We start from the raw sequence: 18,127 nt of genomic DNA, 5'->3' as shown, positions 1-18,127 counted from the left end.
CAAGTTTTTACCGTTCGTCGATACAAAAAAGCGTTTTCATCGATGTTTTTTGATTATTTGAATAAAAATGTAAACGCTTACTTGTTAAATTATGTACTTTTGGTGCTCTTATTTATAAAAGACTATTTGTGCTGTTTTTTTATAGAAAGTTAAAAAATGAATTAAAAATTAAAATGTAAATGATATGAAAGCCCCAAAATTTAATTTCATTCTGCTTAATGTTTTAGTAATCTTTATTTATTCTTGTAGTGTAAATCCAGATTTTTCTGAGAATGAAGCCATTGATGAAGAAGAAGTTTCTTCAAATACCTTGTCTATACCCGCAGGATTTGATTTTAGTACAGATCAGCAAGTTAAAGTAGTCATTAACGATGCGACCCCTAATGTAAAATACGATGTTTATGCTTATTCTAGTGATCGTTATTTTGTAGGTATGGAAACTTATGAAAATGAAGAAGGTTTGATGGTTACAGATTCTATTTTTAAATCGGATGTTTTAAACCAATTTATTTTTTCTGGAGTTCCATACAATGGTGTTATAAGTCAAACTATAAACTTACCAAAATATTACACGCAATTATATTTAAGAAGGAAAGAGAATCTTAAATATTCATCAGTTATTCAAAATATTACTAATAAACAAGTTAGTTATACAGGAAAATCTGCTACGGGAAAATCTGTTACAGGAAAATCTTCTGCTTCAAATGTTACAGACTATTTATATTGCGTAAATGGTAGTGCAGAATTATTTCAAGTAGATCCTCTAAATGGTAATTTCACATATTTATCTAATATGCCTATGGGTAGCTTTACCTGTGCCATCGACCAGCCAAACAAAGTGCTTTATTCCATTGGAAAAAGTAGCCCTTATCCTTTGATGAAATATCATATTGAAACAGATGCTTGGGAAACAGTTAAAAACCTAGGAAAAGGTGGTCCGCGATTAGAATATAATTACAGAGATGGATTACTTTATTTTTCAGATGCTAATATTCTATACACAATAGACCCAACGAATGGAACCTTTATAAATACATGGACCATAAATGGGTTGCACAATAATATTGGTGGCGATTTGGCTTTTGATAATGAAGGCGAGTTATATATGTGTACTTTTTCAGGGCTTTATAAATTAGAGCTAAATGGAGATGAGTATAGTAGTACAAGAATAAGTGCAGATAATTTACCGTTTTCGCCAACATCGATGACTTTTGATTCTAATCAAGAATTATGGTTATCGGAGAATAGTAGTAGTTCAAATTTAATCATTATGGATACACAAACTGGTGGTTGGAAGTATAACTACGGAAAAAGTGCAGGGAATAATACCAATTATGGACGCACCATTAATGATTTAACAACCTTTAGGGTTTACGCCACAAACCCGGTAGAAGTAGATACTGACGGCGATGGTATTTTAGATTCAGACGATTCATTTCCAAATGATGCAGACAAAGCTTTTGAGGTATTTACACCTAGTAAATATGGTTTAGGAACCCTAGCTTTTGAAGATTTGTGGCCTTCAACAGGGGATTATGATTTTAATGATATGGCTTTAAACTATCAGGCTATAGCTGTTTTAAATTCACAAAACTTAGCCGTACAACTTGATTTCACTTTTACTGTTAAAGCTAATGGAGCGGGTTATACAAACGGGTTTGGTATTGAATTTGAAAATCTTTCACCATCTCAAATTGCAAGTGTTACAGGGCCTGTTTTACAACATGATTATGTAAGTTTAAATGCAAATGGAACCGAAGCGGGTCAAGAAAATGCTGTAGTCATCTTATTTGATAATACAGAAAGTATGCTATCTAAAGAAACCACCATTTCAATTAAGTTTACTGAGCCTATTAGTACTAACGATTTGGGAACAGCTCCTTTTAATCCTTTTTTGATAGTTAATAAAATAAGAGAAAAAGAAGTGCATTTGCCAAATGGACATACCACAAGTTTAGGTAAAAAAAGTTTTGAAATTGAAGGCGTTAATAAGGATGCTGACGGCGATTATATATCAAGTTCAGGATTCCCATGGGCAATAAGTATTATTCATGATTTTAAAGTGCCAAAGGAAAAAATAGCCATTAATAGTGCCTATAATTTTTTTAACGATTGGGCTACTTCGGGAGGAATAAATTACCAAGATTGGTATAAAGATAACCCTGGAAATAGAAATGAAAACCTGATTGATAATTAAATAAGATTGTTTTGATTCATAAAAGCCCGATTTTTTTTAAAAAATCGGGCTTTTTAGTTTAATATTTAAAAAAAGGCATAAATACGCTTTTTATGAACTATTTAATATTTTGTAAATAACTTGTGATAAGACTATTTTAAGAACCCTTAAATATTAGTTACTTTAGCAGCCCTACAATATTTGCAAACTAAACGATAACATTCCATTGGCAAAAAAAGAAACTCCGTTAATGAAACAGTACAATGCCATTAAAGCAAAGTATCCTGATGCTATGTTGTTGTTTCGTGTGGGCGATTTTTACGAAACCTTTGGTGAAGATGCTATTAAAGCTGCTGGTATTTTGGGTATTACGCTCACAAAACGTGGTGCAGGAAGCGAAAGTGAAATTGAGTTGGCAGGTTTTCCGCACCATTCTGTAAATACCTATTTGCCAAAACTGGTAAAAGCAGGACAGCGTGTTGCTATTTGCGATCAACTTGAAGACCCTAAATTAACTAAGAATATTGTAAAACGAGGCGTCACTGAATTAGTAACACCAGGTGTTGCTTTTAATGACGAGGTGTTAGTGTCGAAATCCAACAACTTTTTGTGTTCGGTATATTTTGATAAGAAGTATATAGGAATTTCATTTTTAGATATTTCTACGGGTGAGTTTTTAACGTCTCAAGGAAATGCCGAATATATTGATAAACTACTGCAAAATTTTAATCCGAGTGAAGTGTTGGTTTCTAAGCAGAAACGTACCCTTTTTAATGAAACCTTCGGAAAAGATTTTCATACCTTTTACATGGAAGATTGGGTATATCAAACCGATTATGCTTATGAAACCCTAATCAAACATTTCAACACTAAAACATTAAAAGGCTTTGGTATTGAAGATTTGTATGAAGGCATCATCGCATCGGGTTCTATTCTTCACTATTTGGGTGAAACGCAGCATAACAAACTTCAGCATATCACCGCTATTTCTAGAATTTCGGAAGAAGCGTATGTGTGGATGGACAAATTCACCATTAGAAATTTAGAATTATACAATTCCACCAACAACAATGCGGTAACGCTTTTAAATATTATTGATAGAACCATTTCGCCTATGGGCGGGCGCTTGCTAAAACGTTGGTTGGCTTTGCCTTTAAAAAGCATTGATAAAATAAAACAGCGCCATGAAGTGGTTCATTATTTGAAAAATGAAAACGGCACGCTTCAAAAAGTGCAAAACCACATCAACCATATTGGCGATTTAGAACGTTTAATTTCTAAAGTGGCAACGGCAAAGGTGAATCCGCGTGAAGTTATTCAGCTTAAAAATTCATTAGAAGCTATTGTTCCTATAAAATCGTTGGCAAGTAATTGTGATAACGATTCGTTAAAAATTATTGGGGACACCCTTCAAAGTTGCGATATTCTGCGAGCAAAAATTAAAGAAATGCTTAATGAAGATGCGCCCGTTAATGTGTTGAAAGGACATACCATTGCGCCAGGATTTTCTTCAGAATTAGATGAATTGCGAGGTTTATCAAAATCTGGGAAGGATTATCTCGATAAAATGTTGCAACGCGAAAGTGAACGTACCGGCATCACCTCTTTAAAAATAGATTCTAATAACGTGTTTGGGTATTATATTGAAGTCCGTAATACGCATAAAGATAAAGTGCCAGAAAGCTGGATTCGTAAACAAACCTTGGTGAGTGCCGAACGATATATCACGGAAGAATTAAAAGAATACGAAACCAAAATTTTAGGTGCAGAAGATAAAATAATGGTGATTGAGCAGCAATTATTTGCTGAATTAGTTACTTGGATGAATCAATACATAAAACCAGTACAGCAAAATGCCTTTTTAATTGGGCAATTGGATTGTTTGTGTGGGTTTGCACAATTGGCAACCGATAATAATTACGTGTACCCAATTATTGATGAATCGTATGATTTAGAAATAAAAGATGGTCGCCACCCAGTGATTGAAAAACAGCTGCCTATTGGTGAAGCCTATATAGCAAACGATGTGTTTTTAGATAGAACCAATCAACAAATCATTATGATTACGGGGCCAAATATGTCTGGTAAGTCGGCTATTTTGCGTCAAACCGCTTTAATAGTATTATTAGCTCAAATAGGAAGTTTTGTACCAGCAAAAGAAGCTAGAATAGGTTTGGTTGATAAAATTTTTACTAGAGTAGGAGCGAGTGATAATATTTCGATGGGTGAATCGACCTTTATGGTGGAGATGAATGAAACAGCTTCCATTTTGAATAATATTTCCGATAGAAGTTTGGTTCTTTTAGATGAAATTGGTCGTGGAACAAGTACCTATGATGGGATATCGATAGCTTGGGCAATTAGCGAGTATCTGCACGAGCATCCTGCAAAACCAAAAACATTATTCGCGACTCATTACCACGAACTTAATGAAATGACGGAAACTTTTGGTCGCATAAAAAACTACAATGTTTCAGTTAAAGAATTAAAAGACAATGTGCTTTTTATAAGAAAACTGGTTGAAGGGGGTAGTGCACACAGTTTCGGAATTCATGTAGCGAAAATGGCAGGTATGCCGCAGCAAGTCTTGCATCGCGCAAACGCTATTTTGAAGAAATTAGAGAAGTCCCATTCCAGTGAAGAGCTTACCGATAAGGTGAAAACACTAACGGACGATCTGCAACTTAGTTTTTTTAATTTAGACGACCCACTATTGGAAAATATAAAAGAAGAAATATTACATATTGATATTGATACACTTACGCCTGTTGAAGCACTTATGAAATTGAATGAAATTAAGCGAATGTTGGTAAAGAAAAAACGCGCTTAATTTTTTTTTAATTTATTTTACAAAAAGGCTTTGCAGTTCCTAGAAAAATTTTAAATTTGCATCCGCAATAGCGATGTTGCACGTTCTTAAAAATTGCGAAAGTAGCTCAGGGGTAGAGCATCACCTTGCCAAGGTGAGGGTCGCGGGTTCAAATCCCGTCTTTCGCTCTGAAACTTTCTTAAAAATATACCAAGATGCTGAGGTGGTGGAATTGGTAGACACGTTGGACTTAAAATCCAATGGCCATTAGGCTGTACGGGTTCAAGTCCCGTCCTCAGTACTAAGTCCTTACAAGATTTCTTGTAAGGACTTTTTTATTTTAGGTACAACATAGGTACAACATATTGATGTTTTGTATAGAGCCATAATATTTAATATCAATTAACATTATTTAATAAAAAATCTTATTAATTTCAATTAGTAATAGTTGATGAAATTCAATTCCCCGAGACTTCAAGCTATCTATTGATAAATAAGTCAAATTTTTTAAAATCTGCGTTTTCAGAAACCAACATTTATCAAAATCTTTAATTCTTATTGTTAATAACCCAAAATCAAAGCTAAAAAGGGCGTTTTATTTACATTAAATTTGATACCGTTTGACGGCATATGACATATGGAAATATCACAGACTAAAAACTTAATTAAATTTGATGATTATTGGTTTAACTTATTGTTTGTCAATTATTTGTGAATAAATTATTTATTTTATTTTTTCTTTCAATAGCCACATTTTATACCTTTACTGCCATAATCCCATAAGGGATAACAAAAGCGCTTTTGTTCATTTTATTAACCTAAAAAACAATAAAAATGGACACTATTTTAATACTGGAACGATTGGATCGTTTAGAAAAACTACTTGTTGGAAGCAAAGAAGTATTAACCTTTGATGAAGCCAGTGATTATACGGGCATATCCAGAAGTTATCTTTACAAACTTACAGCTTCCGGAAAAATTCCACACTCCAAACCCAACGGTAAAATGGTCTTTTTCGATAAGAAGAAACTTGTGGATTGGTTACTACAACATAAGCGAGAACCAAACTTAAACACCCAAGCAGGTGATCTGGTGAAAAATGCCTAAACTTTTTTAAGACAAAATCAAACAGTCTAACGATTTGCCGTGATTTCCCATGGCATAAAAACAATTCTTATGAAACAGATACCCTATATACGTGTGGGCACGTCCTATTATAAACGTGTCAAAGCCCCAACCATAGCTGGTCACTTCAACGAGATCCTTGTGCATTGGAACATGGAGACCATCAAACAAGACCATGGAAAAGACCATTTAAGCAAAATTTCTAAATATGATGGCTTTACCTGCATACCAAGCCATATAGAATTTAAACAGGAATACCTTGGTTTTTACAATATTTACTCCCCTTTGGTCAAAGTGCCCAAAGAGGGAGACATTACCTTATCCCTAAAATTCATAAAACACATCTTTGGTAAGCATTACGAATTGGGATTGGACTACCTTCAATTGTTATATCTAAAACCTATTCAGGTACTCCCAATATTATGCTTGGTCTCCAAGGAACGCTCCACGGGAAAAAGCACCTTTTTAAAATGGCTCAAGGAAATCTTTGAGAACAACCTGACCTACTTGACCAATGACAGTTTCAGCAGCCAGTTCAATGCCGATTGGGCAAACAAGCTTTTGATATGTATTGACGAAGTGTTGTTCAACAAGGAGGAACTTACTGAACGCATCAAATACCTCAGTACCACCAATATCAATAAATTGGAAGCTAAGGGCAAGGATAAACGCGAGGTCGAGTTCTTTGGCAAGTTTATCCTTTGCAGTAACAATGAAGATAGCTTTATTAAGATTGATGCCAATGAAACCCGTTTTTGGGTGATCAAAGTTCCCGTTCTGGAAGCAGAACAGACCAACTATTTGGAAAAATTGATTGAAGAAATCCCAGCCTTCCTTTATTATCTAACAAACCGAAAACTGCATTCAAAGCATTTAACCCGCATGTGGTTCACTGCCCAACAGATCAAGACCAAAGCCTTGATAAAGTTGGTACAGAACAATCGCAATCGGGTTGAAAAGGAACTGGCAAGTATTCTGATGGGAGTGATTGAAAAATTTGATTTGGAAGCCGTTGACCTTTGCCCATTGGATGCCCTTTTGGCACTCAACAGGACTCGCATAAAAACGGATCTGACCCAACTGCGGAGGTTACTGAAGAAGGATTGGAGATTGAGCAACAAGGGCAACTCCAATAGCTATCAAAAATTTGTGATTTGGACGGACGGAGATATGACGTTGGTAGATGCCAAGGGGCGCTATTTTACCGTTGAGAAATCATTTTTAACTGAAAATTTTGATGATTTGATGACAGAATAGAAAACCTGTTGTATTTGTTGGGCTAAGGCCGTCATCATTGTATCATCATTTTGTCATCAAAAAAAATAATGATGACAGGATAATGCCATAAAAAACCTGGAATGATGAAATGATGACATTTTGATGACTCAGAAAACGTACTGTTTATAAGGCTTCACAAGTGAAATCATCAAATCATTAAAAAAACACCTAAAAACACATTGGCTTATGAAAGAAAAAATAAATTGTGAAACAGCCCGTAATTTTTCAGTGGAAAAGGCACTGGAAAAATTAGGGCACTTTCCCAATCGGACAACGGAGAAAGAAGCTTGGTTTCTGAGTCCTTTCAGGTCAGAAACCCAAGCCTCTTTCAAAGTCTCTAGGACCAAGAACCGATGGTACGACCACGGTGAAGGTATCGGAGGTAACGTGATTGATTTGGTATGCAAAATTTTAAAATGTTCCATAAAAGAAGCTTTGGATTTTTTAAGTGATTCCATTCCAATTAACATAATGGAACAACGGTATCAGTGGGATACAACGGCAATTGACATAATCCCATGTACCGATATTAAAATCATTAAATTCCAAGACATCATGCACCCTGCCCTGATTCAATATTTGAATTCCAGAGGTATTTCATTAATGGTTGCCAATACCTATTGCAAAGAAGTTTGGTATAGGTTTAAGGAGACTCAATTCTTTGCCATTGGATTAAGAAATTCTAAAAATGGGTGGGAACTTAGAAACAGGCTTTTTAAGAATAGTAGCAGTCCCAAATCCTCTACCTATATCCAAAACAACAGCAAACAGCTAGTTGTATTGGAAGGCATGTTCGATCTGTTGTCATTGGCCATGTTGGATGAAAACCTTTTGAAAACATCTGATATTCTGGTTTTAAATTCCATTGCCTTTATTAAGGAAGCTGAAAAGTATTTCGAAACCTATGATTTTGTACACCTCTATTTGGATAATGATTCTGCTGGAGAAAACGCTACACGGTATTTAACTGAAACGTACCGAAACGTCATTGACCAAAGTGATACCTATATAAACCATAAAGACTTAAACGACTTAATTAGCCATGAAAAAGGAAGATGAAAATGATTTTTACTTCAAAGATGAATCGAAGCAGATATTAAAGATTCCTACTGAAGTACTCGGTCAATCCGATAGCTTGGAACTTGATCTGGAAAAGGATCTATCGGAAAACGAAATGCTTGTGGGTAGGAACGCGAGATGTGTGCCTGTGGGCACATTCTCGTTTGCTCCCGAAGGTCGCAAAGAAAAAAAAAGAGTGTTTAAGGGGAAGGGTGACCTCGTTAAGTTTCGATGTTACGTTTATGAAAAGAAGCTCCTAAAAGTAAAATCTAAACGTAGTGGATTGACCTTGAGCGAATACATCCGGCGCAGTCTCTTTGAACAGGAAATCACGGAACGGTTTACTGAAGAACATATTGATATTTATAAAATGTTGATCAAATACAATAACAATTTTAAGTCGATTGGGAACATGTATAAAAAACGGAATCCCAAATTGACCCAAGAAGTCTATGACCTAGCGAATGAAATCAAGAAACATCTTAAAAAATTCCAGCCATGATTGGCAAAGGCAAAAGCATATCGCACACCATGGCATCCATGTCCTACGGATGGAACCAGGAAAAGGATGCAGAAATTGTACTAAAGGAGTTTCTACATGGCGATACGCCAAAAGAGATTACCCAAGAGTTCAAAATGCTCCAGGACCAAAATTTCCATTGTACTAAAAACACATTATCCTTTGTGATTAGTCCGACCATTGAAGATGGCAAGCGATTGGGAAATGAAGACCTACAAGCTATAACCAGGCGCTTTATACATGAAATGAAATTAGGTGAACGACAAGCGATTGCCTTTGTACATCAGGATAAGAATCATAAGCACATCCATCTATATGTGAACCGCATTGACTTTAGAGGGGTTGCCTATAACGATAGTTTTATTGGTAAGCGCAGTCAACAGGCTGCTGAAAAGGTAGCGGAACACATGGGACTGACCACCGTAAAACAGATCCAATTTGAAAAGGAGTTCAATCTAAAAGAAATCCGAACGGAAATCAAGCGCCGGCATGACCTGACCATGAAACAGTTCCAGCCCAAATCCTTTGATGATTATGTCAAAGCTATGCAGGTTAATGGTGTTAAGGTCATCCCGACCATTAACAACCAAAACAAATTACAGGGTTTTCGATTTGAGTTTGATGGCCATAATCTTAAGGGCAGTGAAGTCCATCGGAACATGTCGCTTGGTAATATTGGAAAACAGATGTCCGGAATTCAAGGGGCAAAGATTCTAAAGGACAACAAGGTAAGTGTTACACTCGCTGGAAAGCTGGTTGACCTAACACCTAACCTAGCTCTGAAAATTACGAAGTTCATTATTAAAAAAGCCATTAATAAAGGAATCGATATAGGATATTAAATTAAACATAACACCCATGACAAAATTAGAAGAATTATCAGCTTTACTGGTCAATGAACTCCATGAGTTCAATAAGAACATTGAAAAACTGGAATCGATTAGCCAGCAATTAATTGACTTAAAGGTTAAGATGGATGTATCGGAATATAAAGCTCTTGTTGATGACCATCAAAAAGAAATGGCCATGCATAAAAACATGATCGAAAGTTTTGAAAACCGTTTTAATGCTAAAATTGACCAGGCTAAAATTTATCCTACTTGGGCGGTGGTGGTGTTTATAATAGCAGTTTTATATACTTTAGGTTCAATATTACGGTCCTTTGTATTATAGCTCACCTTTGTTTGCTCTAATCTTTAATGGATTTGAGTGAATTATGTCGAATATTTTGCTAAAATAAAATGCAAAAAATATTAGAATAATCTTTGTTTTTCTAATATTAGGAAATATATTTGTGCCTTATTTTTAATAAATCTAAATAAATATAAATGAAAATTATTACTCTAACCGCTACACTTTTATTGTCATTCTACGCTTTTTCTCAATCAAACTTAAAAGGAAAGGTTACAGACGAACAAAATCATCCCCTTTTTGGAGCTTCAGTTTATATTGAAGAACTGCAACAAGGAACAACAACAGATTATGATGGAAATTATGAACTGTCTAATATTGAAAAAGGAACATGGAAAGTAACCATTAGAATGATGGGATACCAAACCCGAACTGAACATTTATCGTTCACACAAGATGGCACAACTTCATATACAGCGATATTAAAGGAAGATTTAAATAGTTTGGACGAAGTCGTTGTTTCGGCAAGTAGGCGTTCAGAATATCTTTCAGAAATACCCGCTTCAGTAACTGTTGTCAATGAAGTTAAACTCCAAGAGCTATCAAATTCCACAACAAATATTAGTGACATATTGGAGTTTACAGTGCCTGGATTGGCTGTTTCTACGGGTACGTTTTCCAACTGGGGACAAACCTTACGTGGACGTTCGCTTTTGGTCATGGTCGACGGAATTCCACAATCTACGCCATTAAGAAATGGGCAATTGGGGATAAAATCAATAAGTCCAAATGATATCAGTAGGGTCGAGGTTATTAAAGGCGCAACATCCATTTTTGGTAATGGCGGTAATGGCGGTTTTATTAATTACATAACCAAAAAGCCAAATGCTACTAAAAAAATAGAGGGCGCAACGAATGTTTGGGGTACATCAAACTTAGCTAAAACAAACGATGCCTTAGGCTTTGGGGTATATCAATCCTTAAAGGGTAATTTGGATAGGTTTAATTACTATATAAGTGGAAGTTATGAGAAAACAGGGAACAAATATGATGCTGATGGTGTTGTCATTCTTCCTACTTACGGCCTTGACAACACGCATATTTACAGTACCCTAGCAAAATTAGAATATCAAATTGCTGATAATCAAAAAATCACCTTAGCCGGAAATTTATACAAGTCCGCCCAAGACACACCTTTTATTCCTGTTCCTGCGGAATTTGAGGTTCTTAACGAGGAAGGTGAGTATTTACTAACTGCTGGTTATGGTGTTGAAGGTTCTGTTGAAGGGCAAGAACCAACAGGAACGACTCTTATAAATGGTCAACTGAAATATAACCTAGACCATATTCTTTCTGGTACGACTGATTTTACGACGGATCTCTATTATCAAAAAACAGAAAACATTTTCTTTTATTCTGATAAATTTGAAAATGGTGGGCAATCCGTTATCAATGCTGAAAAATATGGACTAAGACCTAATTTCAATACAAGCATTGATACCAATAGTTCCATGGATGTTTCTTTAACCTATGGTATTGATTTACTTAAAGATAGAACCAATCAAGGTCTTTTAGACGGGAGATTATGGGTGCCAAATACCGAAATGTTAAGTTGGGCGCCTTATTTGCAATCTACTTTGAAATTTGACAACAGATGGGTGGTCAAAGCTGGTCTAAGATATGATGACATGAATATAGATATTGCAGATTACAACACGCTGCCTTATTCACCTCTAGGGGACGGAAATTACAATCCTTCGGTTGCCGTTGAAGGTGGTAAAATAGGATTTGACAACCTAGCATTTAATGTAGGATTGCGTTATATAGAACACCAAGAATTTATTCCTTATGTAAGTTATTCACAAGGATTTTCTATTGCCGATTTAGGTTCTGTTTTACGTTCCGCAACTGCCGATAATATAAATGACATTCAGTTAGAACCTGCTGTGACTAAAAACTATGAATTCGGATTTTTGTCGAAATTCAATAATTTTAAATTTGAGGCGGTAGGTTATTATAGCACCTCCAATTTAGGTACAGGTGTTGTTTTTGATGAAAATACCAATGCTTTTGTGCCTTCCAAACAGCCACAGAACATTTATGGTGGTGAAATAGCTATTGATTATATCTCAAACAACAATGCATTACAGATAGGTACATCTTATTCATATGTAGAAGGTGTAACCCACACTGCAGCAAATAAAAATGCGTTAACTTATTTGGGTGGTGATGTTATTGCCGCACCAAAATGGACTGCTTATGTTACTTGGAAACCTACTGAAAAAATAAATACGTCTTTAAGAATGACCAATTTGGGAGACAGAAAACGATTTGATCCGTATTTGAATACCAACGATGATTACACATTTAGGCACACACAATTTCCTGTTACAGGCTACACCTTGCTTAATTTTTCTATAGCTTATCAATTACCGTCCAATATGTCTGTTGCTTTAGGCGTCAATAACCTATTGAATGCGTATTACCTTCCGGCAAGATCACAATGGGCAGCGCCTTTAAGGGATTTTACAGGTGCAGGCGAAGGTACCAATGCTAAATTAAGTATTCATTATAATTTTTAATATTAATTAGAACCAATGCTAGTATATTTGCTAGCATTGGTTTTTTATAGATTTCATACAATACCCATTGCTATCTTTTAATACAACAATACGGAAAATCCATCTTTGGCTAGGACTTACTTGTGGACTTATAGCGTCCTTCTCGGGGCTTACAGGTTCGCTATACGTTTGGCAACCAGAAATAACAGCAGCCCTTAATCCCGAATTATTACAAGTTGAAAACATAGAAAATATTAAAGAGGGCACTATTTTAAAATCCGCTGTATCTTTAATTGAAACCCGTAAGGATCGTATAGATAAAATTTTTCTTCCTTATCGTGAGCAGCAAACCATAGCCATTCAGTTTAAAAATGGAAAAACGAATTACTACCATCCTGTAACCAGTGAATCTCTAGGTGAAAAATCGGTTTCTATATCATTTTTTGAAAGCCTACTAAATCTACACCGTACTTTGGGAATTCCCCTAATAGGCAAGTACATTATAGGAACTAGTGCCATCATATTTTTTCTAATCCTAATAACTTCTGGCGTTTATATTTGGTGGAAAGCCTATGCCAACAACTTGAGAAAAGGAATTAAAGTAAAATGGAAGGCAAAAAAAAGAAAGTTTAACTTCGATTTACACAAAGCACTCGGAATCTATTTTTTTATACCACTTCTTATCATTGCTTTTACGGGTTCTTATTTTACTTTTAATTCCACTTATAAATCAGTTTTAAAAGTCTTTAATAGCCAACATACAAACTTAATCAAACAACAAAAAAACGAGAACTTTTCAAGCCTGAATGAAACCTTATTAAACTCCAATAAAGGTTATGCTTTACGAGCTATTTATTTCCCAAAAGACAAAACTGATAAATACCGATTAAGATATATAAAGAACCGTTTTATAAAAGCGGGATATCGAAAAACGAAAGAGGTAGAGATCACTAAAAAAGGAGACATAACAACTTTATCAGATTTTAGGTTTGATTCTAACAGCAATCGGATAGCTGCACAGTTCTATCCTATCCATATTGGGGAAATTGCAGGTGTTTTTGGTAGGATTTTGGTCTTTATCTCTGGAGTTGTACCATTGGTATTGTTTATCACCGGCTTCAGAATGTATAGATTAAAAAAGAAGAAAGGTTTGAAAAGAAAAGCACTTAGCTAGTGTTTCAGAAAATTATTTAGTTATCAGACTGTAATTTTTTTCTGGATTTTAGTGATAATGAAGGGAAAAGAATGGCATCTAGAGAAAGGTTCGTTGTGTCTTTGTCTATAATTCAAAAGATTTTCACTATAAGAATTTAAAGAACTGAAAGCAATTCACAACTAGTTGAAAGTGTATAAAAAAGACTTTAGAGCCATTGTTAAATTTTCAAAAACTTATGACTTTATTTAAGGCCTCATCGGCATCCTTATGGATGAAGTTTGCTTGGTAATTAATTGTTGTAGTGATAGAAGAATGCCTATAAAGTTTTTGTAGCATTTTAATAGGAATTAAATCTTCAGATATATTTCCAAAACTATGTCGAGCAATGTGCATGGTTATTTTTTTTGATATGTTCGTTTTTTCAGCAATTTTTTTCAAATGTTTGTTAAGTTTCTTTGTGGCTGCGTTTGTTTGTTTAAAAATATCTTTAGGACTTTTTAAGTTAATCAATTTCATTTCTGGAAAAACAAAATCATCTTTATGTGTTTTTAGTTCTTTGTATTGTTCCAAAATTGGGTGGACTTTATCTGGTATTTTTAAAGACAATAATTTTGAATTTTTATCCATGCGGTAATGTAACCTTTCGTCATAAATATCACTCCATTTAATTTTTAGTACATCTGCTACCCTTATGCCTGCAAAATAAAAACTGAATAGCCAGATGTTTCGAGCATGTATTTCATTTTGAGTTAAGTTAGCTACAGTTTCTAGTGAGATTATTTCATTTTTAGTTAGTCCTATTTTTTGAGTTTCAGGAAATTTAATCTGTATTTTCTCAGAACCAAAAGGGTAAAGCTTTCTATCAACAATTTCTAATTTTATAGCTCTATTGTATATTGTTCTTATTACTACGAGGTTGTTGACTATAGACCTTTCTGATAAGTTCTCCTTTGTTTTTAAATGGCTTTTAAATTTTCTTAGAAATTGTTCGTCTATTTCTGGAAAAGATAATTGTCTTGATTTTGAAAAGTTTATTACATGATTCACGCGTACTTTGTCTGCATAATATCGTGACAGTTTTTTATTAGTTTCCAGTTCCTTTAAATAATCCTGGGCTACATCGAAAAAGCTTGTTGATTTTGGATGGTTATACAACTTGTTTTTTATGTGATTAGCTGTAACATCCTTTTTGTCGGCTTGTAGCTCTATGAGGGCTTTTGTTGCTTCGGAAAGTTCTTTTGTTAAAAGGCGATTAAGGCTTTTGGCGTTAGGATGGGATTTTTTTACACGAATATTTTTTTCGTCCCAATGATTTAAATCAATATAGTGTCCTATGTAATGATAAATAGAACGTCTATTTTTTGTGATGCGAATTGCTAGTGGATAATGCCCTTCACTATTTTTCTTTTTTCTTAAGACTACTTTTGCATTAGAAGACATACTGCAGAATTTTTATTGATTTATAAATATACTAAATTATTTGGAGTGATAGGTACAACATAGGTACAACATTTTTTGGTTTTACTTGAGTTTTATTGGTAACAAATAAAATTAAATTAAGCGTAACTAATTGAAAATAAGTTAATTTAGTTTAATTTGACGAATTTATGCTTGCACTTAAAATCCAATGGCCATTAGGCTGTACGGGTTCAAGTCCCGTCCTCAGTACTAAGCCTTTACAAAATTTCTTGTAAAGGCTTTTTTTATATAGTTACTTCAGGATTTTGCATTTTTTTATTGAAGCAAAAGTTTTTGTTTGCCCTCTTTTATAATGCTTTTTATATGTGAAAATAATTTTGCTTTTAATGCTCTGTATTTTTCTAAAAAATAGCTCACAACAATTATTAATTTTCCGTGTTCTTTTTTATAAATTTCTTCTTGTTCAATTTGGTTAATTCCATCAGCCATAATTTTTAAACCTTTTTCATGTTCTACGATGGTTTTAATTAATGAATCGGTTTTTGTCTGGAAATCACTTAATTTATCAATAATTTTTTTGCTTTCCTTATAGTGTTTTGAATCAATAAGCTGTAGGGTGTACGATTTAATTAAATCATCAAAAAACAACTGTTCATCTTTAGCGAATTTTAATTCAGATAACCATTTTACAGAACTATTATGCATAGTTTCAGTATTTAACCAAGCTTCATATTTTACTTTAACTTCTTTTGTTTTCATTTTGTTTTTTTTAAGCATTTAACAAAGCAGAAAGCCATGTTTAAAAGCTTTCTGCTTTAAATAAATTTAATTCACCTCAATAACTTTTTTTGGTGGTGCCGCTTTTTCAATAGTTTCCTGTTTTTTTAACAATTTTAATTTTAGTATTCCATTTTTGTAAGTAGCTTTTATTTCTTGATTTAAATCTACTGAAGGAGGAAGCATCATCGATCTTTTAAAAGATTTGTAACTAAACTCTTTATGTGAAAAATCATCCTCTTTTTCTTCTTCTTCTATTTCTTTTTCACCAAAAACGTGAAGTACATCTTCTTCAATGGTAACTTCAAAATCTTTTTTATCAAATCCAGGAGCCGCTAATTCAATTTCAAAACCTTCTTTATGTTCTTGAACATTCATTGCTGGCATTAAACTATCATTTTCAAAAAAATCATTTCGAAAAATATCATCAAATCTACCTAGGGCCATATTATCAAAATTTGAATTGAAAAAATCACCTGCCCAAGGTCTTAAGAAACTGTTATTCCAAGGTGTCATTAACGAGTTGTTAAATGGAGATAACTTGTTTCTTTTTCTGCGTTTCATTAATGTTTTCATGATAATAAACATTTAGGTTAAACAAATATTATAACACTAATGTATTTATATTAACGGGTTTTTACAATGATATATATCAGTCGGTTAGGGGTGTTTAAACTGTTTTTTTGTTAGATTGTGATTTTACAAATTAATTGTGTTTCCATTATTTAAAACCTTAAAATTTATATAAGTAATTTTTCAACATCTGTTAATTTTGGAATGGTAACATTCCAATTAAAAGTGTCTTTTATTTTTACACGAAAGGCATCTAAAGCAGTAGGTTCTCCATGAATTAAAAACACCTTTTCTGGGGTGTTTTTAATGTTGCTCAGCCAGTTTAATAGATCACTTTGATCTGCGTGAGCCGAAAGACTTTCTATGGTTTTAATCTTAGCTTTTACAGGATAATATTTTCCGAAAAAGCGTATTTCATGAGCTCCTTCTTTTAATAGCCTACCTCTTGTGCCTTCCGCTTGGTAGCCTACCAATAATACTGTAGTAGAAGGTTCGTCAATAAGTTGTTGTAAATAGGTAAGTACGCGCCCTCCACTTACCATACCGCTACCAGCAATAATTATTTTAGAGCGTTTATCATCAATGGTTTCCCAAGTTTCTTTATAAGATTGAATTATATTCATGTGTTTACACATGGCATTATAATCCGAATCGGATAGTTTATGCCAGTTGGGATAGCGTTTAAAAACTTCCAAAACATTGTTGCCCATAGGGCTGTCTATAAAAATGGGAATGTTTGGTATTTTGTTCTTCATATAAAGTTTCCAAAGTAAATACATGAGGGTTTGTAAACGCTCTACCGCAAAACTGGGGATAATTAAATTTCCTTTTTTATGAATGGTTTGGTTTATAAGTTCAGATAAAATAGTATCGATATCTTCGGTTGGATGCAACTTGTCTCCGTAGGTACTTTCAATAAATAAATAATCGGCCCATTCTGGTTTTTTAGGATTATTCAATAAGTAATCATTTTGTCTACCAATGTCTCCAGAAAATACAAATCGCTTTCCGTTTACGTCCAATTCGATAAAAGTGGCACCAATAATATGACCGTTATACTGAAATCTGTAAGATATGTTTTTAGATAATGCAATCCATTTATCAGGCATTTCTACTTGAAACTGATTGATGGTTTTTTCAGCTTCAAATATGGTATAAAATGGTAGTGCGGGATTGTGTTTTGTGTATTTTTCCTTATTCGCTTTTTGTGCCTCTTCTTCCTGGATTTTGGCACTATCCTTTAAAATAATTTCGGCAATGGCTAAAGTAGGCGCTGTTCCTATAATTTTTCCTGTAAAACCTTGTTTAACTAGCCTAGGTAAATAACCAACATGGTCTAAATGCCCGTGAGTAAGCAGCACCACATCAATATTTTCAACATTTACGGGTAAATCATCCCAATTAAGTGCTCTCAATTCTTTTAAGCCTTGAAACATACCACAATCAATTAATATGTTTTTTTCTGAAGTTTCCAAAAGAAATTTTGAGCCGGTTACCACACCAGCGGCTCCTAAAAAGTTTATTTTTACAATATGTTCCATAG

Annotated in this window: 14 protein-coding genes and 2 tRNA genes; 12 read left to right on the top strand and 4 right to left on the bottom strand. The window is 34.1% G+C overall.

Annotated elements, in window-relative coordinates:
- The first annotated feature begins 184 nt into the window (after positions 1 to 184).
- The 12 genes from EV196_RS12100 (at position 185) to EV196_RS12045 (ending at position 13,833) form a co-directional block, all read left to right on the top strand.
- Positions 185 to 2,197 (top strand): LruC domain-containing protein, encoded by a 2,013-nt coding sequence (locus EV196_RS12100; protein ID WP_132218018.1) that lies wholly within the window; start codon positions 185 to 187, stop codon positions 2,195 to 2,197.
- Positions 2,198 to 2,426: 229 nt separating this feature from the next.
- Positions 2,427 to 5,006: a DNA mismatch repair protein MutS gene (gene mutS, locus EV196_RS12095; RefSeq protein WP_132218017.1), complete on the top strand. Its 2,580-nt coding sequence runs from the start codon at positions 2,427 to 2,429 to the stop codon at positions 5,004 to 5,006.
- A 95-nt stretch (positions 5,007 to 5,101) separates the two neighbouring features.
- Positions 5,102 to 5,173 (top strand) — tRNA-Gly (locus EV196_RS12090).
- A 29-nt stretch (positions 5,174 to 5,202) separates the two neighbouring features.
- Positions 5,203 to 5,286, top strand: a tRNA-Leu gene (locus EV196_RS12085).
- A gap of 533 nt (positions 5,287 to 5,819) precedes the next feature.
- On the top strand, positions 5,820 to 6,092 hold the full coding sequence (locus tag EV196_RS12080; protein ID WP_132218016.1) for a helix-turn-helix domain-containing protein: 273 nt from the start codon (positions 5,820 to 5,822) through the stop codon (positions 6,090 to 6,092).
- 69 nt (positions 6,093 to 6,161) lie between these two features.
- Positions 6,162 to 7,367, top strand: coding sequence for a primase-helicase family protein (locus EV196_RS12075; RefSeq protein WP_132218015.1), 1,206 nt, complete (start codon positions 6,162 to 6,164; stop codon positions 7,365 to 7,367).
- A 207-nt stretch (positions 7,368 to 7,574) separates the two neighbouring features.
- The gene (locus EV196_RS12070; RefSeq protein ID WP_132218014.1) at positions 7,575 to 8,447 is read left to right on the top strand and encodes a toprim domain-containing protein; all 873 of its coding nucleotides are present in this window, start codon (positions 7,575 to 7,577) and stop codon (positions 8,445 to 8,447) included.
- Positions 8,431 to 8,949: a mobilization protein MbpA gene (gene mbpA / locus EV196_RS20155; protein ID WP_243652235.1), complete on the top strand. Its 519-nt coding sequence runs from the start codon at positions 8,431 to 8,433 to the stop codon at positions 8,947 to 8,949. Before EV196_RS12070 ends, mbpA begins: the two co-directional genes overlap by 17 nt.
- Complete coding sequence (locus EV196_RS12060) at positions 8,946 to 9,809, top strand: relaxase/mobilization nuclease domain-containing protein (RefSeq protein ID WP_132218013.1); 864 nt, start codon at positions 8,946 to 8,948, stop codon at positions 9,807 to 9,809. The genes mbpA and EV196_RS12060 overlap by 4 nt, the downstream gene beginning before the upstream one ends.
- Positions 9,810 to 9,825: 16 nt before the next feature.
- Positions 9,826 to 10,140: a DUF6730 family protein gene (locus EV196_RS12055; protein WP_132218012.1), complete on the top strand. Its 315-nt coding sequence runs from the start codon at positions 9,826 to 9,828 to the stop codon at positions 10,138 to 10,140.
- Positions 10,141 to 10,295: 155 nt separating this feature from the next.
- Positions 10,296 to 12,680: a TonB-dependent receptor gene (locus EV196_RS12050; RefSeq protein WP_132218011.1), complete on the top strand. Its 2,385-nt coding sequence runs from the start codon at positions 10,296 to 10,298 to the stop codon at positions 12,678 to 12,680.
- Between the two features lie 67 nt (positions 12,681 to 12,747).
- Positions 12,748 to 13,833 carry a PepSY-associated TM helix domain-containing protein gene (locus tag EV196_RS12045; RefSeq protein WP_132218010.1) on the top strand — a complete coding sequence of 362 codons (1,086 nt, stop codon included), beginning with the start codon at positions 12,748 to 12,750 and terminating at the stop codon, positions 13,831 to 13,833.
- Positions 13,834 to 14,040: 207 nt separating this feature from the next.
- Here EV196_RS12045 and EV196_RS12040 read toward each other — a convergent pair whose 3' ends face one another.
- The 4 genes from EV196_RS12040 to EV196_RS12025 all read right to left on the bottom strand — a co-directional run bounded on the left by EV196_RS12040 (position 14,041) and on the right by EV196_RS12025 (position 18,125).
- Entirely contained in the window at positions 14,041 to 15,255 is a 1,215-nt protein-coding gene (locus tag EV196_RS12040; RefSeq protein ID WP_132218009.1) for a site-specific integrase, read from the bottom strand.
- A gap of 294 nt (positions 15,256 to 15,549) precedes the next feature.
- The gene (locus EV196_RS12035; protein WP_132218008.1) at positions 15,550 to 15,993 is read right to left on the bottom strand and encodes a hypothetical protein; all 444 of its coding nucleotides are present in this window, start codon (positions 15,991 to 15,993) and stop codon (positions 15,550 to 15,552) included.
- Positions 15,994 to 16,059: 66 nt separating this feature from the next.
- Complete coding sequence (locus tag EV196_RS12030) at positions 16,060 to 16,587, bottom strand: Hsp20/alpha crystallin family protein (RefSeq protein WP_165876158.1); 528 nt, start codon at positions 16,585 to 16,587, stop codon at positions 16,060 to 16,062.
- A gap of 164 nt (positions 16,588 to 16,751) precedes the next feature.
- Positions 16,752 to 18,125 carry an MBL fold metallo-hydrolase RNA specificity domain-containing protein gene (locus EV196_RS12025; protein ID WP_132218007.1) on the bottom strand — a complete coding sequence of 458 codons (1,374 nt, stop codon included), beginning with the start codon at positions 18,123 to 18,125 and terminating at the stop codon, positions 16,752 to 16,754.
- Positions 18,126 to 18,127 lie beyond the last annotated feature (2 nt).

This window comes from Mariniflexile fucanivorans, assembly GCF_004341235.1.
Classification (GTDB): domain Bacteria; phylum Bacteroidota; class Bacteroidia; order Flavobacteriales; family Flavobacteriaceae; genus Mariniflexile; species Mariniflexile fucanivorans.
Note: the sequence above shows the minus strand (reverse complement) of the source record. Positions and strands in the feature narration are given on the sequence as shown.